The sequence below is a fragment of the Nostoc sp. JL23 genome (genome assembly GCF_017115065.1).
In the GTDB taxonomy this organism is placed as follows: Bacteria; Cyanobacteriota; Cyanobacteriia; order Cyanobacteriales; family Nostocaceae; genus Nostoc; species Nostoc punctiforme_A.
Map to the genome: position 1 here is coordinate 35,745 of NZ_JABXKN010000015.1, position 12,113 is coordinate 47,857.

General features: G+C 42.2%; 30 protein-coding genes. 8 read left to right on the plus strand and 22 right to left on the minus strand.

Annotated elements, in window-relative coordinates:
• Positions 1–79: 79 nt before the first annotated feature.
• On the minus strand, positions 80–343 hold the full coding sequence (locus HWQ42_RS01625) for a hypothetical protein (protein ID WP_292808726.1): 264 nt from the start codon (positions 341–343) through the stop codon (positions 80–82).
• Between HWQ42_RS01625 and HWQ42_RS01630 the strand changes: the two genes are divergently transcribed.
• Both HWQ42_RS01630 and HWQ42_RS01635 read left to right on the plus strand, forming a co-directional pair.
• Positions 342–713 carry a hypothetical protein gene (locus tag HWQ42_RS01630; protein ID WP_292808728.1) on the plus strand — a complete coding sequence of 124 codons (372 nt, stop codon included), beginning with the start codon at positions 342–344 and terminating at the stop codon, positions 711–713. The two genes, HWQ42_RS01625 and HWQ42_RS01630, sit on opposite strands and share 2 nt — an antisense overlap.
• A gap of 4 nt (positions 714–717) precedes the next feature.
• Positions 718–1,299: a hypothetical protein gene (locus HWQ42_RS01635; RefSeq protein WP_292808730.1), complete on the plus strand. Its 582-nt coding sequence runs from the start codon at positions 718–720 to the stop codon at positions 1,297–1,299.
• Between the two features lie 82 nt (positions 1,300–1,381).
• Here HWQ42_RS01635 and HWQ42_RS01640 read toward each other — a convergent pair whose 3' ends face one another.
• Positions 1,382–1,618: a hypothetical protein gene (locus tag HWQ42_RS01640; protein WP_292808732.1), complete on the minus strand. Its 237-nt coding sequence runs from the start codon at positions 1,616–1,618 to the stop codon at positions 1,382–1,384.
• A 298-nt stretch (positions 1,619–1,916) separates the two neighbouring features.
• Between HWQ42_RS01640 and HWQ42_RS01645 the strand changes: the two genes are divergently transcribed.
• Entirely contained in the window at positions 1,917–2,399 is a 483-nt protein-coding gene (locus HWQ42_RS01645; RefSeq protein WP_292808734.1) for a hypothetical protein, read from the plus strand.
• 135 nt (positions 2,400–2,534) lie between these two features.
• On the opposite strand, the gene HWQ42_RS01650 is transcribed toward HWQ42_RS01645, so the two are convergent.
• A complete protein-coding gene (locus HWQ42_RS01650) occupies positions 2,535–3,023 on the minus strand; it encodes a hypothetical protein (RefSeq protein WP_292808736.1) in 489 nt (162 codons plus the stop codon).
• Between the two features lie 164 nt (positions 3,024–3,187).
• Here HWQ42_RS01650 and HWQ42_RS01655 point away from each other — a divergent pair, with 164 nt between their 5' ends.
• The 3 genes from HWQ42_RS01655 to HWQ42_RS01665 all read left to right on the plus strand — a co-directional run bounded on the left by HWQ42_RS01655 (position 3,188) and on the right by HWQ42_RS01665 (position 3,997).
• A complete protein-coding gene (locus HWQ42_RS01655; protein ID WP_292808738.1) occupies positions 3,188–3,364 on the plus strand; it encodes a hypothetical protein in 177 nt (58 codons plus the stop codon).
• 51 nt (positions 3,365–3,415) lie between these two features.
• Positions 3,416–3,679: a hypothetical protein gene (locus HWQ42_RS01660; RefSeq protein ID WP_292808740.1), complete on the plus strand. Its 264-nt coding sequence runs from the start codon at positions 3,416–3,418 to the stop codon at positions 3,677–3,679.
• Between the two features lie 102 nt (positions 3,680–3,781).
• On the plus strand, positions 3,782–3,997 hold the full coding sequence (locus tag HWQ42_RS01665; protein WP_292808742.1) for a hypothetical protein: 216 nt from the start codon (positions 3,782–3,784) through the stop codon (positions 3,995–3,997).
• Here the strand turns inward: HWQ42_RS01665 and HWQ42_RS01670 are convergent.
• Positions 3,994–4,122 carry a hypothetical protein gene (locus HWQ42_RS01670; protein WP_292808744.1) on the minus strand — a complete coding sequence of 43 codons (129 nt, stop codon included), beginning with the start codon at positions 4,120–4,122 and terminating at the stop codon, positions 3,994–3,996. The genes HWQ42_RS01665 and HWQ42_RS01670 overlap by 4 nt on opposite strands.
• Before the next feature lie 93 nt (positions 4,123–4,215).
• Between HWQ42_RS01670 and HWQ42_RS01675 the strand changes: the two genes are divergently transcribed.
• A complete protein-coding gene (locus HWQ42_RS01675) occupies positions 4,216–5,070 on the plus strand; it encodes a pentapeptide repeat-containing protein (RefSeq protein ID WP_292808746.1) in 855 nt (284 codons plus the stop codon).
• 82 nt (positions 5,071–5,152) lie between these two features.
• Here HWQ42_RS01675 and HWQ42_RS01680 read toward each other — a convergent pair whose 3' ends face one another.
• The 4 genes from HWQ42_RS01680 to HWQ42_RS01695 form a co-directional block, all read right to left on the minus strand.
• Positions 5,153–5,767, minus strand: a complete 615-nt coding sequence (locus tag HWQ42_RS01680; protein ID WP_292808748.1) for a hypothetical protein — start codon at positions 5,765–5,767, stop codon at positions 5,153–5,155.
• A 1-nt stretch (position 5,768) separates the two neighbouring features.
• Positions 5,769–6,041, minus strand: a complete 273-nt coding sequence (locus tag HWQ42_RS01685) for a hypothetical protein (protein ID WP_292808750.1) — start codon at positions 6,039–6,041, stop codon at positions 5,769–5,771.
• Positions 6,042–6,214: 173 nt separating this feature from the next.
• Positions 6,215–6,913, minus strand: coding sequence for a hypothetical protein (locus HWQ42_RS01690; RefSeq protein ID WP_292808752.1), 699 nt, complete (start codon positions 6,911–6,913; stop codon positions 6,215–6,217).
• A gap of 47 nt (positions 6,914–6,960) precedes the next feature.
• The gene (locus HWQ42_RS01695; RefSeq protein ID WP_292808754.1) at positions 6,961–7,383 is read right to left on the minus strand and encodes a hypothetical protein; all 423 of its coding nucleotides are present in this window, start codon (positions 7,381–7,383) and stop codon (positions 6,961–6,963) included.
• A gap of 8 nt (positions 7,384–7,391) precedes the next feature.
• Here HWQ42_RS01695 and HWQ42_RS01700 point away from each other — a divergent pair, with 8 nt between their 5' ends.
• Entirely contained in the window at positions 7,392–7,616 is a 225-nt protein-coding gene (locus tag HWQ42_RS01700) for a hypothetical protein (RefSeq protein WP_292808756.1), read from the plus strand.
• Between the two features lies 1 nt (position 7,617).
• Here the strand turns inward: HWQ42_RS01700 and HWQ42_RS01705 are convergent, their stop codons facing one another.
• The 14 genes from HWQ42_RS01705 to HWQ42_RS01770 form a co-directional block, all read right to left on the minus strand.
• On the minus strand, positions 7,618–7,953 hold the full coding sequence (locus HWQ42_RS01705) for a hypothetical protein (RefSeq protein WP_292808758.1): 336 nt from the start codon (positions 7,951–7,953) through the stop codon (positions 7,618–7,620).
• Complete coding sequence (locus HWQ42_RS01710) at positions 7,937–8,101, minus strand: hypothetical protein (RefSeq protein ID WP_292808760.1); 165 nt, start codon at positions 8,099–8,101, stop codon at positions 7,937–7,939. The genes HWQ42_RS01705 and HWQ42_RS01710 overlap by 17 nt, the downstream gene beginning before the upstream one ends.
• On the minus strand, positions 8,098–8,487 hold the full coding sequence (locus tag HWQ42_RS01715; protein ID WP_292808761.1) for a hypothetical protein: 390 nt from the start codon (positions 8,485–8,487) through the stop codon (positions 8,098–8,100). Before HWQ42_RS01715 ends, HWQ42_RS01710 begins: the two co-directional genes overlap by 4 nt.
• On the minus strand, positions 8,480–8,752 hold the full coding sequence (locus tag HWQ42_RS01720) for a UPF0175 family protein (protein WP_292808762.1): 273 nt from the start codon (positions 8,750–8,752) through the stop codon (positions 8,480–8,482). Before HWQ42_RS01720 ends, HWQ42_RS01715 begins: the two co-directional genes overlap by 8 nt.
• A gap of 84 nt (positions 8,753–8,836) precedes the next feature.
• Positions 8,837–9,250: a hypothetical protein gene (locus HWQ42_RS01725; RefSeq protein WP_292808764.1), complete on the minus strand. Its 414-nt coding sequence runs from the start codon at positions 9,248–9,250 to the stop codon at positions 8,837–8,839.
• Positions 9,247–9,480: a hypothetical protein gene (locus HWQ42_RS01730; RefSeq protein ID WP_292808766.1), complete on the minus strand. Its 234-nt coding sequence runs from the start codon at positions 9,478–9,480 to the stop codon at positions 9,247–9,249. The genes HWQ42_RS01725 and HWQ42_RS01730 overlap by 4 nt, the downstream gene beginning before the upstream one ends.
• An 8-nt stretch (positions 9,481–9,488) precedes the next feature.
• Complete coding sequence (locus HWQ42_RS01735; RefSeq protein WP_292808768.1) at positions 9,489–9,731, minus strand: hypothetical protein; 243 nt, start codon at positions 9,729–9,731, stop codon at positions 9,489–9,491.
• A 6-nt stretch (positions 9,732–9,737) separates the two neighbouring features.
• Complete coding sequence (locus HWQ42_RS01740) at positions 9,738–10,364, minus strand: 3'-5' exoribonuclease (RefSeq protein WP_292808770.1); 627 nt, start codon at positions 10,362–10,364, stop codon at positions 9,738–9,740.
• The gene (locus tag HWQ42_RS01745; protein ID WP_292808772.1) at positions 10,357–10,623 is read right to left on the minus strand and encodes a hypothetical protein; all 267 of its coding nucleotides are present in this window, start codon (positions 10,621–10,623) and stop codon (positions 10,357–10,359) included. The genes HWQ42_RS01740 and HWQ42_RS01745 overlap by 8 nt, the downstream gene beginning before the upstream one ends.
• A 35-nt stretch (positions 10,624–10,658) precedes the next feature.
• Positions 10,659–10,925 (minus strand): hypothetical protein, encoded by a 267-nt coding sequence (locus HWQ42_RS01750; protein WP_292808774.1) that lies wholly within the window; start codon positions 10,923–10,925, stop codon positions 10,659–10,661.
• Positions 10,922–11,203, minus strand: a complete 282-nt coding sequence (locus HWQ42_RS01755) for a hypothetical protein (protein ID WP_292808776.1) — start codon at positions 11,201–11,203, stop codon at positions 10,922–10,924. The genes HWQ42_RS01750 and HWQ42_RS01755 overlap by 4 nt, the downstream gene beginning before the upstream one ends.
• A gap of 11 nt (positions 11,204–11,214) precedes the next feature.
• The gene (locus tag HWQ42_RS01760) at positions 11,215–11,688 is read right to left on the minus strand and encodes a hypothetical protein (protein ID WP_292808778.1); all 474 of its coding nucleotides are present in this window, start codon (positions 11,686–11,688) and stop codon (positions 11,215–11,217) included.
• Between the two features lie 7 nt (positions 11,689–11,695).
• Positions 11,696–11,860, minus strand: coding sequence for a hypothetical protein (locus HWQ42_RS01765; protein ID WP_292808780.1), 165 nt, complete (start codon positions 11,858–11,860; stop codon positions 11,696–11,698).
• 20 nt (positions 11,861–11,880) lie between these two features.
• The gene (locus HWQ42_RS01770; RefSeq protein ID WP_292808782.1) at positions 11,881–12,099 is read right to left on the minus strand and encodes a hypothetical protein; all 219 of its coding nucleotides are present in this window, start codon (positions 12,097–12,099) and stop codon (positions 11,881–11,883) included.
• Positions 12,100–12,113: the final 14 nt, after the last annotated feature.

A 12,113-nucleotide genomic window follows, 5' to 3' on the forward strand; every position in this document is an offset into this window, starting at 1 on the left:
AACGCGTTTCAGTTGTGTTTCAGTAATTAGATATTAAAAAACCCGCTCGTGGCGGGTCTATCTCTATGAGAAAATTTCGTTAATCCTCGAACACAGGGGGCGGTGGTACTAGTCCGTTCTGTTTAATAAATTCCAAAAGCTGTGCAATCCGGCAACAGTGAGGAGAAGGCGATCGCTTGTGGATTGAATCTGTGAAAAACTTGTAGTAATGGCTGATGCTAATTAGCAAGTCGCCAGCTGTGTCGCTAGGTGAGAGGTTATTTCGTACTTGGTAGGCACGAATGTAGTCAATGGGTGTTAAGCAATTGCTTGTGCAGTTGCGATCGCTCGTCTTTAAGTCCATGATGTTAATTGCCTCCAAGTGCTATTTGGTGGAACTGCCTTCGGGTGGGAAGCGATCGCGTCTTTGCCGGGGCGATCGCTTTAACTTTTGTGGACTATCCTATCACGCCCCAGATAAATTGGGGGACAATTGGGGGGTCAATCTGCGGTACGATAAGCTTAGTCAAGGACTAAAGATGCCAAAAATAGAGATAACAATTTCAGAAGACCTCAAGCTTTTGATAGAAGAATTGGCTAAGGAAACTGATCAATCCATGTCTTCTATGGCGGCTGACTGTCTCAAGACCGGCGCTTATGCGGAAGTGGAAAGCCGTAACAAGGTAGAAATATTCCGAAAGTTGCGTCGCCAACGAAAAAACGACGAGGGGTAATGATATGCCTGTACCCAAGACTATTGAACAGCTACAGCATTTTCTAGAAACTCATGAAGATTTTGGAAAAATTAACGGACAAGAAGTAGTTAGGGTTCGAGACGATGTGGTAGAACTTTGCAATATTTTTGTCACCAGAGAAGCTTACAACAAAGCAGTGCTAAGGGGTACAGCATTATCCTTTTCTAAATCCCAGATAGCAACATTTGCCCTAACCCAATTCCTGACTGATGAATCCATTTACAGTAGGCAGATTGTTCCTAAGCCAGCAGACCCAGGATGGTATACCACTGAATTCCCTTGTTTTATACCAGCCAATATTTACGAGCTAGCTTGCTCCAAAGCTCAAGAAATTAATTTTACTGAATCAGACTTGCTGACCTACGCGTTGAATTTATTCGTAAGCAACCCTGGGATAAATGCGATTTACAACGCTTACATAGAAAAATTATGCAAACAGCATAACGTTAATGCCGATTACGTTGAATTAAAAATTTTGGGTTGGCTCAAATATCAAGCTAGGAAGAAAAGGCTTGAGCTTTCGCTAGCTGCTGGTGAGTTTGTTGATCGTGCTAAGTTGCCATGAGAAGCAAGCTCACACACTAACTAATCAAAAGCAAAACCTCCTGAAAAATTATTCAGGAGGTTTTGTTGTTAGATACCAGTTGTTAATTTTTAGGGATGCGTGACAATTCCATTGCGGCATCTTCCAAGTGCTTGATGACCTCTTCAGGATTTGGTCTTTGGCGGAACATCCAGGCTGCGATCGCCTCCAGTAAGTCTTGGGAGGAAAAGCCCTCTTGCTCTAATAGGGTGATGAATTCATCGAAGAATTTAATCAGTCCTTCTCTTCTGGAATCGCGCAGGGCGGTGCGAATGTGTGCCTGTTGTTCAGAATCAAACATGATTGTTGGGTTTTTGGTGTTTATGAAGAAAGAGCGCCATAGGGGCGCTCGTTGATGATGGGGATTGAATTTTACGCTGCAAGAATTGCGTTTACTGCTTGGGTGTCAGTCGCCCAGCGTTCATGCACTGTTGTGTTGCATGGCTGCGATACCCAAAAGCCATCTAGAGCCTGGTAGAAAGTGCCAAGTAAGTTAATGCCCTGTTCACCACCCCAAACGCGGTAGAGCTTGCCAAATACATCATCGGTAGAGTCAATTTCGTAGTACGCGGCTTCGTTTGATTGTTCGGCGAGATGAATTGCAAACTCAAGTTGGGCGATCGCTTGAGCATTTTAAAAGTGATAGCAGATTCCAAAAACCGCATATATTTATGGACGCATTAAAACTAATAACAGCAGGAAAATCAGCTTTAGATGGAATTAAATTACTAAATCAATATGCTGAAGAAATAAAAGACACGCAAAAACGTGGCGAATTCATGAGAATTATTGGTCAACTTAGTATAGAGTTGGCAGAAACTCAAATGAGACTGGCAGAACAAATTCAAGAAAGTATTGGTAACAAACAAAAAATAAAAACTTTAGAAGAAGAAATAGAAAAGTTAAAGAACCCAGCTAGCAAAGTAATTTTAAAAGACAAACTTTATTATAAAGAAGATGGAGATGGAGATGGAGGGTTTTGCACAGGTTGTTATGACAACAATAAAAAGTTAATAAGAGTAACACAAGTTCTAGGGTTAATGGCTCATCAGTGCCCTGTATGTAAAACTGTATTTAAATAAACAATATCCATTCATGAACCCAAAAGTTGAGGGTAGAGAATGAGCGAGATCGCCTTTCATACCCATACCCCATGAAAAATTTTTCATGGGGTCAGCCTAAGCTTTATAGGAGCGATCGCCTTTCACAGCATTAGTTCACCTTCCCCCTCGTCTTTCGCTAGCTGCTCGACCACCGCAGCGGCTGCCGTCACGAGCAATGTCGCTAGGCACGTTGCAAACTCCACTAGTGGAACCACTATAGCTAGGAGTGTAGCTGGGGATGTAGTTGCTGTTATAACCACCGTAGCTGTCCCCAGGATGGCTTTTGGTAGAGCGATCACCGCATATCTTGCCTGATGAATCAACTTGCCAAGAGTATTGGCAATTTCCGCTATAAGAGCTACTGGAATGACCACTGTAACTACCAGCATAATTATTTTGCTGATATGAATTTGGCGGTGCAACAGCGCCACAAAAACTTCCTAAATCAATTGTCTTGCCGTCTGCGGTTTGCATATAGCACTGCGGTAATGCAGTTTGTTCACCAGTAAGCTGGCTTGGAGTTTGCGCTGTAGCAACACCAGTTAAACCAAAAAGCGAGATCGCCAAAGCAGAAAAGATGCCACTGATGCAAACAAGATTCATACTTAATGAGTAATTATTTTCACTTCCTCTTTTCTATGGCTTCGGCGCATAATACTCTCACAGAGAAGACACTGAAAATTAGATGAAGATTTGGTATGCGCTTTGCTGACCAGATCCGTAAGTGTTAAAAACAGTGGCGATTGCGGCAACTCTAACAGAGAACAATGAAGAAAAATTTTCGCTGGAAGCGAATTCTGATAGCTACAGGGTTGGGCACAGTTGTCATATTTGCCATCGTAACAGCTTACCGCGAATATCAAGTTAGAACACAAGGGTGGTGTGTGCGCCTTTACCCCGATGGCAGTCGGAAGGTTCTTTACGGCGATGATTGCTGGAAGTGACGCAATGCGTGAGAGCGAGTAGACTGTGTGCGGACAGTTACTTTAAAGCCAATGTTTATTGAAACGAACAACAAAGACGGGCATAGAATTCTAATCAACACTGACGCGATCGCCTACGTTGAATTTGAAGCTCAAATTTTGATTCTAGATCCCAAGAGACCTGAAAAAGAAAGCGGAGTCAGAATCTGGTTCCAAGCAACAATAGGAGGAGAAAAAAGCTGTTGGTTAGCGAATCAGGAGTTTGCTGGCAAAGAAGCAGAAAACCTTAGAGGAGGTCTTAGCAAAATTCTAGGAGCCCATAATTTTTCTGCCTAATCCCTGAAAAATTTTTCAAGATCCAGTTTCCATCGGATCGTCTCTGCCAATACCAAGCGATCGCTTCGGCTAAGATTAACGTATTGCTTTTGCAAAAAAAATATGACTACAGATCCTAATGAGTTGGCTTATCCAATTCATGCTGAACTACCTCAAGGAGCGTCAATTACATCTCGCGGGCTAACTAAGCGCGAATTTTTTGCCTCACAAATACTTGCAGGACTAGTGAGCCAAGGCAACCCCAGAAATATTGAATGGTTGCCAGGGGAAGCCGTCAAACTAGCGGACAAACTTGTTGACGAATTAAACAAAGACTAGCCGCGATCGCAAGAGAACAGAAGCCGGGTTATGTCCTGTTGTTGAACGAAAAGTTGAGGATGAGAGGTGAAAGCGATCGCTTTACTGAAGGACAGCGATGCCTGCGGCGGGCTTCGCCTACGCATTAAGATTGCTCTCAGAACGATGAAAATTGGTAACGGGTTTTGATAACCTAGCACGGTTGGAACGTAAGGTGATCGCACTAGTCTAGTTTATCCATGCAACCTCATAATCAAACTCAAGAAATTACTCCAGAATTTTTTATAAATCCAGGAGTTAACTTAGACGCAGGCTCTCAAGAGTTGCTAACTATGGTAAATCTGAGTAAAGAACAACTCAGGAATAGATGGTTTACTCCAGCAGGACAAAATATTCTGACGCGTTGGAAGACAAATGGTTTCAAGCGAGACGTGTTAGATCGAATGGTTGGCAAGTACTATGAACACACAGATATTCGAGGAATACCCCTAGTCAAAGAGAATTTAACCAAAGCGAATTTGAGCAAGGTTGATTTCTATGGCGCAAATTTAGAAAACACCAATTTTAAAAATGCGGATCTAACAGATTCCTATCTGTCTGAAACCAACATTAAAGGCGCTTGCTTTGACTATGCCAAGATGAAGGATGTGTTGATTGATCATGTAGAGTTTAACAACAAAACTAGCTTTACTGGGGTTAGCCTCAGAAGTATAGACTTTAATTTATCTGCCCTATTGCAAGAGTATGCAACCAATCAGCAAAGAATCGAAAGCCTGAAAAGTAAGCACCCTATACTGGCAAAAATTCTGTATATAACATGCGACTACGGGCGCTCGTTCAGCAGGTTCCTTTTTTGCTGTTTGGCAATGGTTATCTCGTTTAGCCTGATATATTGGCTCTCTGCTGGTTCTCTAAGTAAACCTGGCTTTTGGAATAGTCTTTACTTCTCGATCATGGCATTCACTTCATTTGGTAGTGAAATTCAGGCATTGTCTGTTGCCGGTAAATTTTTTGCAGCCATTGAGGTTATCACTGGTTATTTGATGACTGGCTTGCTGGTAGCGATTTTAATCAGAAAGACTATAGGCGATTAGTTAAAAGCTAAATAGAACCAATAAAACCCCTTTTGAAAAGTTCTTCAGAAGGGGTTTTGCAGCGATCGCCCCTCATGAAAAATTATTCAGAACCCTCCTGCAAAACATTGATCGCCTTTAAATTGTGAGTTGGATTTGACAACTCCTCCCTAATCCGCTTTTCCAAAAAGAAGAGCCAATTCACGCACTCCATCTGAGATTGCCAGTTAAGGAGTAGGGTTTTGTTGCTGTGAATTATTAAAAGGGGGATTTTGGCAACATCAGCGATCGCTCGACGGGGTGCGAGTTGTCTAAGACTAAAATTTTGGGTACTCCCTTCAAGGTCAACATCCCAAACGCCCAAAGGATCACTAGCGCCATTACGCCAGACACGCCAGACCGCAAAGCGATGCGTGAGTACAGAATTGCGTTGATACTCCATCGTTGGTATGCGGATAGGGGTTCCTTGGAAAGTCCCAACCAATTCTGTATGGAATTCTCGGAGATAGTCCAATGTGATGAGGTAGTCGCATTGTCCGTGGGTGGAAACGATGCGATAGGTTGCCCTTTCTCCTGGGGTGTCGCGTTCAATTCGCAGTATAGCGCAGTCTTTTCCGTACCACTGCTTGAGGATTTTTGGGGAACTATGACGCTTTTTCTTTCCCCTGAATAGTTGCTTGATCCATCGCTGTAGTCTTGTGAGCCAAGTAGTTGCCACATCAGTCGCGCCCCTTGGTCAAAAATTGTCCAAAAGCCAGTGCGATCGCATCTGTGGGTAAACCCAAAATTCCGGCGATTAACAAAACGCACGGATAGAAGATTTGGACACTGATTTCGCGGGTGCTAACTGCCCATTCAAATTCCCCAGCTCGATTGGTTTTTAATTGAAGATTTACCAACTGGCTAGCAAGTACGGCAATAAGAAGCAGGGCGAATAAATACGAGTATCCCTTGCCAAGGCGAGAATCATTTTTGGGTGGGGTGGTAGCCATTGTTTTTTGGCAAGTGGTGTACTCATTCAAAATTCCCCTGCATATTTAGGCGTATCGGCAGAGGTAGCCTTTATAGTGCGATCGGACCTGCTACGATCGCACTAATAATTATGCTACAAAATAAAACCTCAAATCTAGATATAGCAAAGATTTGAGGTTTTTGAATATTTGATTTAAGTCAAAGAATATCGGGTAATTGTTGGTGAGCCTTGGCCTTGAAAGGCGCAAGTAAGCGTCAATATAGCTGTCGATGTCAGGTTCTTTTGCAGATTCATTACCACGGTCGCACCCTTCAAGCCATCGCCCACTGCAAAACCCGCCGGTGGTGCATCTTCCTGCCAAACATAAACTTCTCTGCCGGATACAGCTTGAGAAGCCGCAAAAAATACTCGGCGGAAAGCTTCATCGCTTGAGAGCAAATTTGCAGTCCAAGGCAGTTCCCAAGATTGCCCAGTTACAGCGCCGTCTTTATAACCCAAAAGGTCTTCAAAAACGAGTACGTCAGTCCGATCGCTATTAATATTCGCATTTAATTGAGTACCACCAAGTAGCCGTAATTTTGCCACGTATTCAGCAGTGGAGCTACCTGTTAATGCAGATGTAGCGGGTTCAATTGTAAGGGTGGTATCGCCTACTTTGGCATCTTTGGTTAGATAAACAAGTAGTGTGTCTGTTTCATTGTCAAATAGCAAAGGGGTGCCACCAGCGATCGCCCCTGTTAATGCAGTCACAGTCACACTAGTTGCTGCGCTGGTGATGCCGCTGGCAGATGTAATGCTCACATCTTCTGGTTCGGTGCGATCGCCCAGTGGTAAAAGTGCCACATACAGCTTTACCTTGTTGCCTGCGCCGACCTGGAAAGTCTTGCTCATTCTGATCTCCGGAGATTAAACCGTGGTCAGAGTTCCCCCGGTCAACATTAGGGAGATGTCAACGCCCAGTCAGTGATAAAGAGCTTGCATTGTTCGACTGTTAGCAACTTATCTGACGCTGGCATCGGACTTACCCTCTCAATGAAATATTGGGCAGGTAATTCTGCTGATAGCTTATTAATCACGTCAACCAAACTTGCGTTTGTATCCCACTGTTTGAGGTGAATTTCCCAAGTATTCGTAAAAGTGCGATCGCCCCCAATATTCGCTTCCACATCAGGGTATGGCCGTTTAATTACTACTTCAAGCCCTGAAGTCTTTGTGCCGTTCTCTGGGTAATTCCAGCCCTTTTCTGGGTCTGGGAGACAGGCGATCGCAGGGCTTGTGGAGCGGTCTGGGAAGGTGTAAGTTCCTAGTAAACTTTCTAATATTAGTAATACATCATTGCGTAAAATAAGGATATCAATCATCTGCTGTTATGAAATTAAAGCGAAAGTACACAATTCAATTTCATCACCCAAAGTTCCCTTATTGGTTCAGTGATTTTATTGCACTTTCTGAGGAAGCGGCTTTAAAAGAAGCAAGAAGAATTTGGGGTAACAAATGTGGAGATATTACCGTTCAAGCTGTTTCGGAGGACTTAAGACTTGGGGTGCTTCCGATGAGCTATGTAGCCTCGGACGCGCATATTGAAGCCTACTAAATCAGTTGATGAAAAATTTTTCAGGAGGTGCGCTCTTCTCTTGATAGTCAAAGCACATCCGCTCCCATAAATCCTCAAATATCTTTTCGATTTCCTCTACTGATTGGAACTCAGAAACGCCAATTGTAAAGAGTTTGAGATTTTTGCTAAATCTCGCCTCAGCCTCAAACAACTCTTCGCCTTTTAAGTTATAGGCGTAGATATTTAAGAAGTATTTTGTACCAATTACGTCATAAATTCGCTTTTGTAGTAAGAAGTCGGCATGGCGAAAACCTACTTCTTTATACTGCCTGTATCCTGCGTCTAGAAAGTCTTGCAAGTTAATTTTCTGGCACATAATTTTCATTCTCTAGGAGTTTAGTTCGTAGCTCATAGAGTTCTTTTTCAATTTCTGCTTTTTGATTTTCAAGGGATTTTATCTTATCTCTGAGCCATGCCACGTAAGCTTGGTGTAATTCTTGCTTGCTTCCAGTTTCGTATCTCATAGAAGTTTATTCAACTGCTTCTGCATAATGCCTGCTGCGTCGCACTCTTCAAGCCCAACTTTTGTCCAAGGTCTAGCAGGTAATTCAGTGCCGTTTTTGGTAGTTGCGCCATCGTGAGCGATCGCAGCATGGTCAGATTCCCAAGTGTACTCTGCGGCGTTGGCGCTTCGTGCAATTACCAGAGAGTCGTAGAGTTCACCAGTATCATAAATATCCCGTGGAGACGACACTAAGTCACCATTTTGGCGGAGTGTTTCACGCGGCCATTTCCAGATGTCGGAGGCGATCACGTTTTGAAATGAATCAGCAAGTGCATCTACGGCCACATCAAAAGCTTTATTGATAATGGAATTTAACTTGTTTGAGTCAAAGTTAATGTTAGGCATTTTCTATATCTTGCTGTAACTCCTCATCTGTATCTACACCCAAATCAAGAGGTATGTTTTCCGCGTTCAAAAACTGTTTTGCTTCCTCTAATGAAATGCCAAGTATTTCTGCGAATCGACAGAGAGATATTTGCCGTTTTTCGTAAAGTTCAATAGTAGTAGTGGTTCTTGCAGACCAGTCTTTTATCGCATGGGTTGGTGTGTACCCCTCCCCTGGCGTTCCTTGTCCTGGGTGAATGTAGGTTTTGTAACTCAGAAGTTTCAAAGATGTGGGCGTGATAGTAATGCCGAAAATCTTTGATGAAGGGGTTGAATTTTGCAGGGGTGATTTTGATTTTGGCGAGTCGCATCAGTTCCTCCGAAACACTCCCCGAATTGGCGTAATTGCATCAATCGCCATTGCCACAACATAAGGAGATTGCACTATTGGTAATAGCTTAAATCTCCCTGTTTCTGGCTTATCAATTGCCACGTTTATTTCAATGTTCGCTTCCATCAAAAATTCAATCCCCAGTGGGTAAACTTGCGGCTCAACTAAGTAACCTTCTAGCAGCACCGCACGTCCATCAGCGCCAGCGAATTGCTGAATTTCATTGGCGTAACGGTTGACAGTGCTGTAGTCCGTTGTGGGCTTAAGAACTGCAATGATAGTCAAGGGTTGGTAGTTAGCGGAACGATTGCCGACTGCATTGGTGGTGTAAGTACCGTCGGCAACCTGAAAAATGAGAGTGGTGTTTTCAAAGCCAGCGAAAGGGGAGGTCACTTATCTAAAATCTCGACAACATCATCAACTATTGTTCTCGCTAGGGACTCCGACATCTCTTTAACCGTTTTCTTGGCTATAGCTACTGCTGCTGCCATCCAAGCTATCTGTATTTTTTCAGGCAAATCTTCCCATTTAGGCATAGGAAGTCCCTGATAATTCTTGAAATCTGTCGTTTCACCGTAAGCACGATATCCGATTTTTGCTAGTTCGAGTTCTTCTGAGTACATGGGGTGGACTATCTTGTTGGTTGGTTTTGAAGCTTCAAAAATTCAAAATCGCGCAATTCTTCAACCGTTGGGTATCTCCACAAGGGAAAACAATCAAGATCGCATCCGATTGGCTTATTAATGGGCGATATATCCAACAGCCAATGTTCTTGCTCGAATTTAGCAAATACTCGATTATAAAGACTATCAAGAACTACGATGCTTAATGGTTGAGCTAATTCTGACTGTGTTGTGTTCCAACTAGTAGGCATAATTATTCAACCTCTCTCAACTACACAATCTTCTTCAAAAGTTCTAAGAAATTCCCAAGCAGTTTTGACCCATTTTGCATCAATTAGCGCATGATGCTCTCCCTTGTTTTGCTCTGGTAGACTGGGATTGCCTGACTGCTTGCACCACTGTTTGATGTCGTTGCAATAGTAAGGGTAGCCACTGGGATAATTCTCCACCATTGGATTGTATTTTTTAGGTTGCAAGAATCCAAAAAGATTCAGGAAAGGATTGCGAGTATTTATTGATTTAGAGGAAGACATTAGCTGAGAAAATGCAACAAAATCATAAGCCGAATAATATCCCCATAGCTCAGGAGATTCTGTTATGAATTCCAAAATATCCTGTCTGATTTGCGATCGCGACTTCCATGCTCTTGATTCTTCTCTGATTCTAGGAGAGTCATAAACTGGGTTTACGTGTCTTGGAGGTAGCTTGGAAAGCACATTGTCTTTGACCCATTGAGAAGCTTTCTTCGAGTCGAATTCCGTGCTAATGGCGTAATATTCACGTCCATCTTCACAGATAATTCCGATACTAATTAAATCTATGGTGCGACCATCGTCAATGAATTCTGAATCTACAAAGTATTTAATTTTTTTAGTCTCAAGCATTTTTGATCTCTTCCTCTAATTCAGCTTTGTTTAAAATTCCTAGTTTAACTTCTATATTTTCTGCAACAAGAATTTGCTTTGATTCCTCAATCGAGATTCCTAAAAATTCTGCAAGTTTTGATAAAGAAATCTCGTTGTTTCTATACGAATCTATCCATATATCACAGTTATTAATCCAATCTTGGATGGATTCTAGCGGCGTACCACCTTCCCTTGGTGTTCCGTTCCCTGGATTAAGATAGGTTTTAAACCACACCAAACTATTGTATTTCGCTGTGCAAAGATGTAGCATCATCATTCAAACCTAGATTCAAATTTGAATCCGAAAATTTCTATGCCATTGGGTTGAAAAGACATAACAGCGATCGCCATTGCCACTTTATTAAAAATTGCCCCAGATTTTTTATTATCAAATAATAGCGTATCGCCAGAGTAGGCAATTAAATCAGCAGTCTCTTTGACTGATTCTAATAAATAATCTGACATATATCCAGACTGCTTGATTTCCCTGATCCGAATCATGACAGCAGTTTCAAGGCATACAGAAAGTGCAATTGTCATAATTTAACCGACTTTGGAACTACTGGAAAAATTTTAGTTGTAACTTCTGATTCAACCTCTATCAATTCATTCGGTTTTACCGATATCCTTAAAATAACTTCTTGTCCAATATTTCGTGTTTTATCTGTATCTTCTATGCTTGGAGAATTCAAGAGTTGCTTGACTTCATCTATGACTGCGTGAGCTTGAGTTGGATTAAGCCTAAACGCTTTAAACACTTCAATAATGCCTAGTATCAAAGCTTTTTTTGCATTTGGTTGTGGTGCAAGTTTTACCATAATATCAAGATTCAACTCCTCAATAACATCCCCCCACCTCCACCCATTGAATCTGGCGACGGCGGCAAACCTAATTGATAGCGCAGTTTTTCAATTAAATCATCTCTTCCAGTCAGCATACCTGAAGTTCTTGAACCCGTCTCCCATTCAAGAACATCGGCGCGTTTTAATGCGGCATTAACAGAACTTCTCTCACTTACGATCGCCCTTTCAATAGTCTGAAAATCAGTTAATATTTGCAAAACCTGAGTTACCAAGTATTCAGACTCAAGCTCGATTTTGTCACACCTAGCCCAGATATCATCTTTTTGAAAAACCAGTGGGACTGGGCGATTTTTCTGATATTCAGTTGGGGTGAGGGTAGCATCAAAGCGGTAGAAGTCGTTGGGTGCATCGGCGTATTGCGATCGCATCTGATCGGTGCGTAGCAGTGCCTCATTGAGGGCGGTTAATATTTGATATCGTTGTTCTAAAGTGAATGGCATGAAATGATTAGACTATGTAAATTTTTTCGTAGTCGGACGAAGGAAGAAAATAGTTCTCAAACCTTGTCCCTTCCTGTGTGACACTTACTAACTTTCCAGCATAAATAAGAGAGTCATCTTCACTGCTGTAAACTTCGTAACCAGTTCCGGTAATTAAATTGCCAAATTCCATATTTTCCTAAAGCTAATAAATTATTTTGAAATATCAGTCGGTTCTGCAACTTCCTCGTGGTCAGTCTTTGATGATTCTGCTATGACTTTTCCGACCCATCCTAGTAATTCACCAATGAGGGCGAATGCGATCGCGTCTAACCATTGATAATGCACTAATCCCCAAATAGCAAAACAATAAAGGATGATTTTAATTACTACTAGGATCACAAAAACTGCGCTCAACATTAAATCGAACATAATCCTCCAGTGGT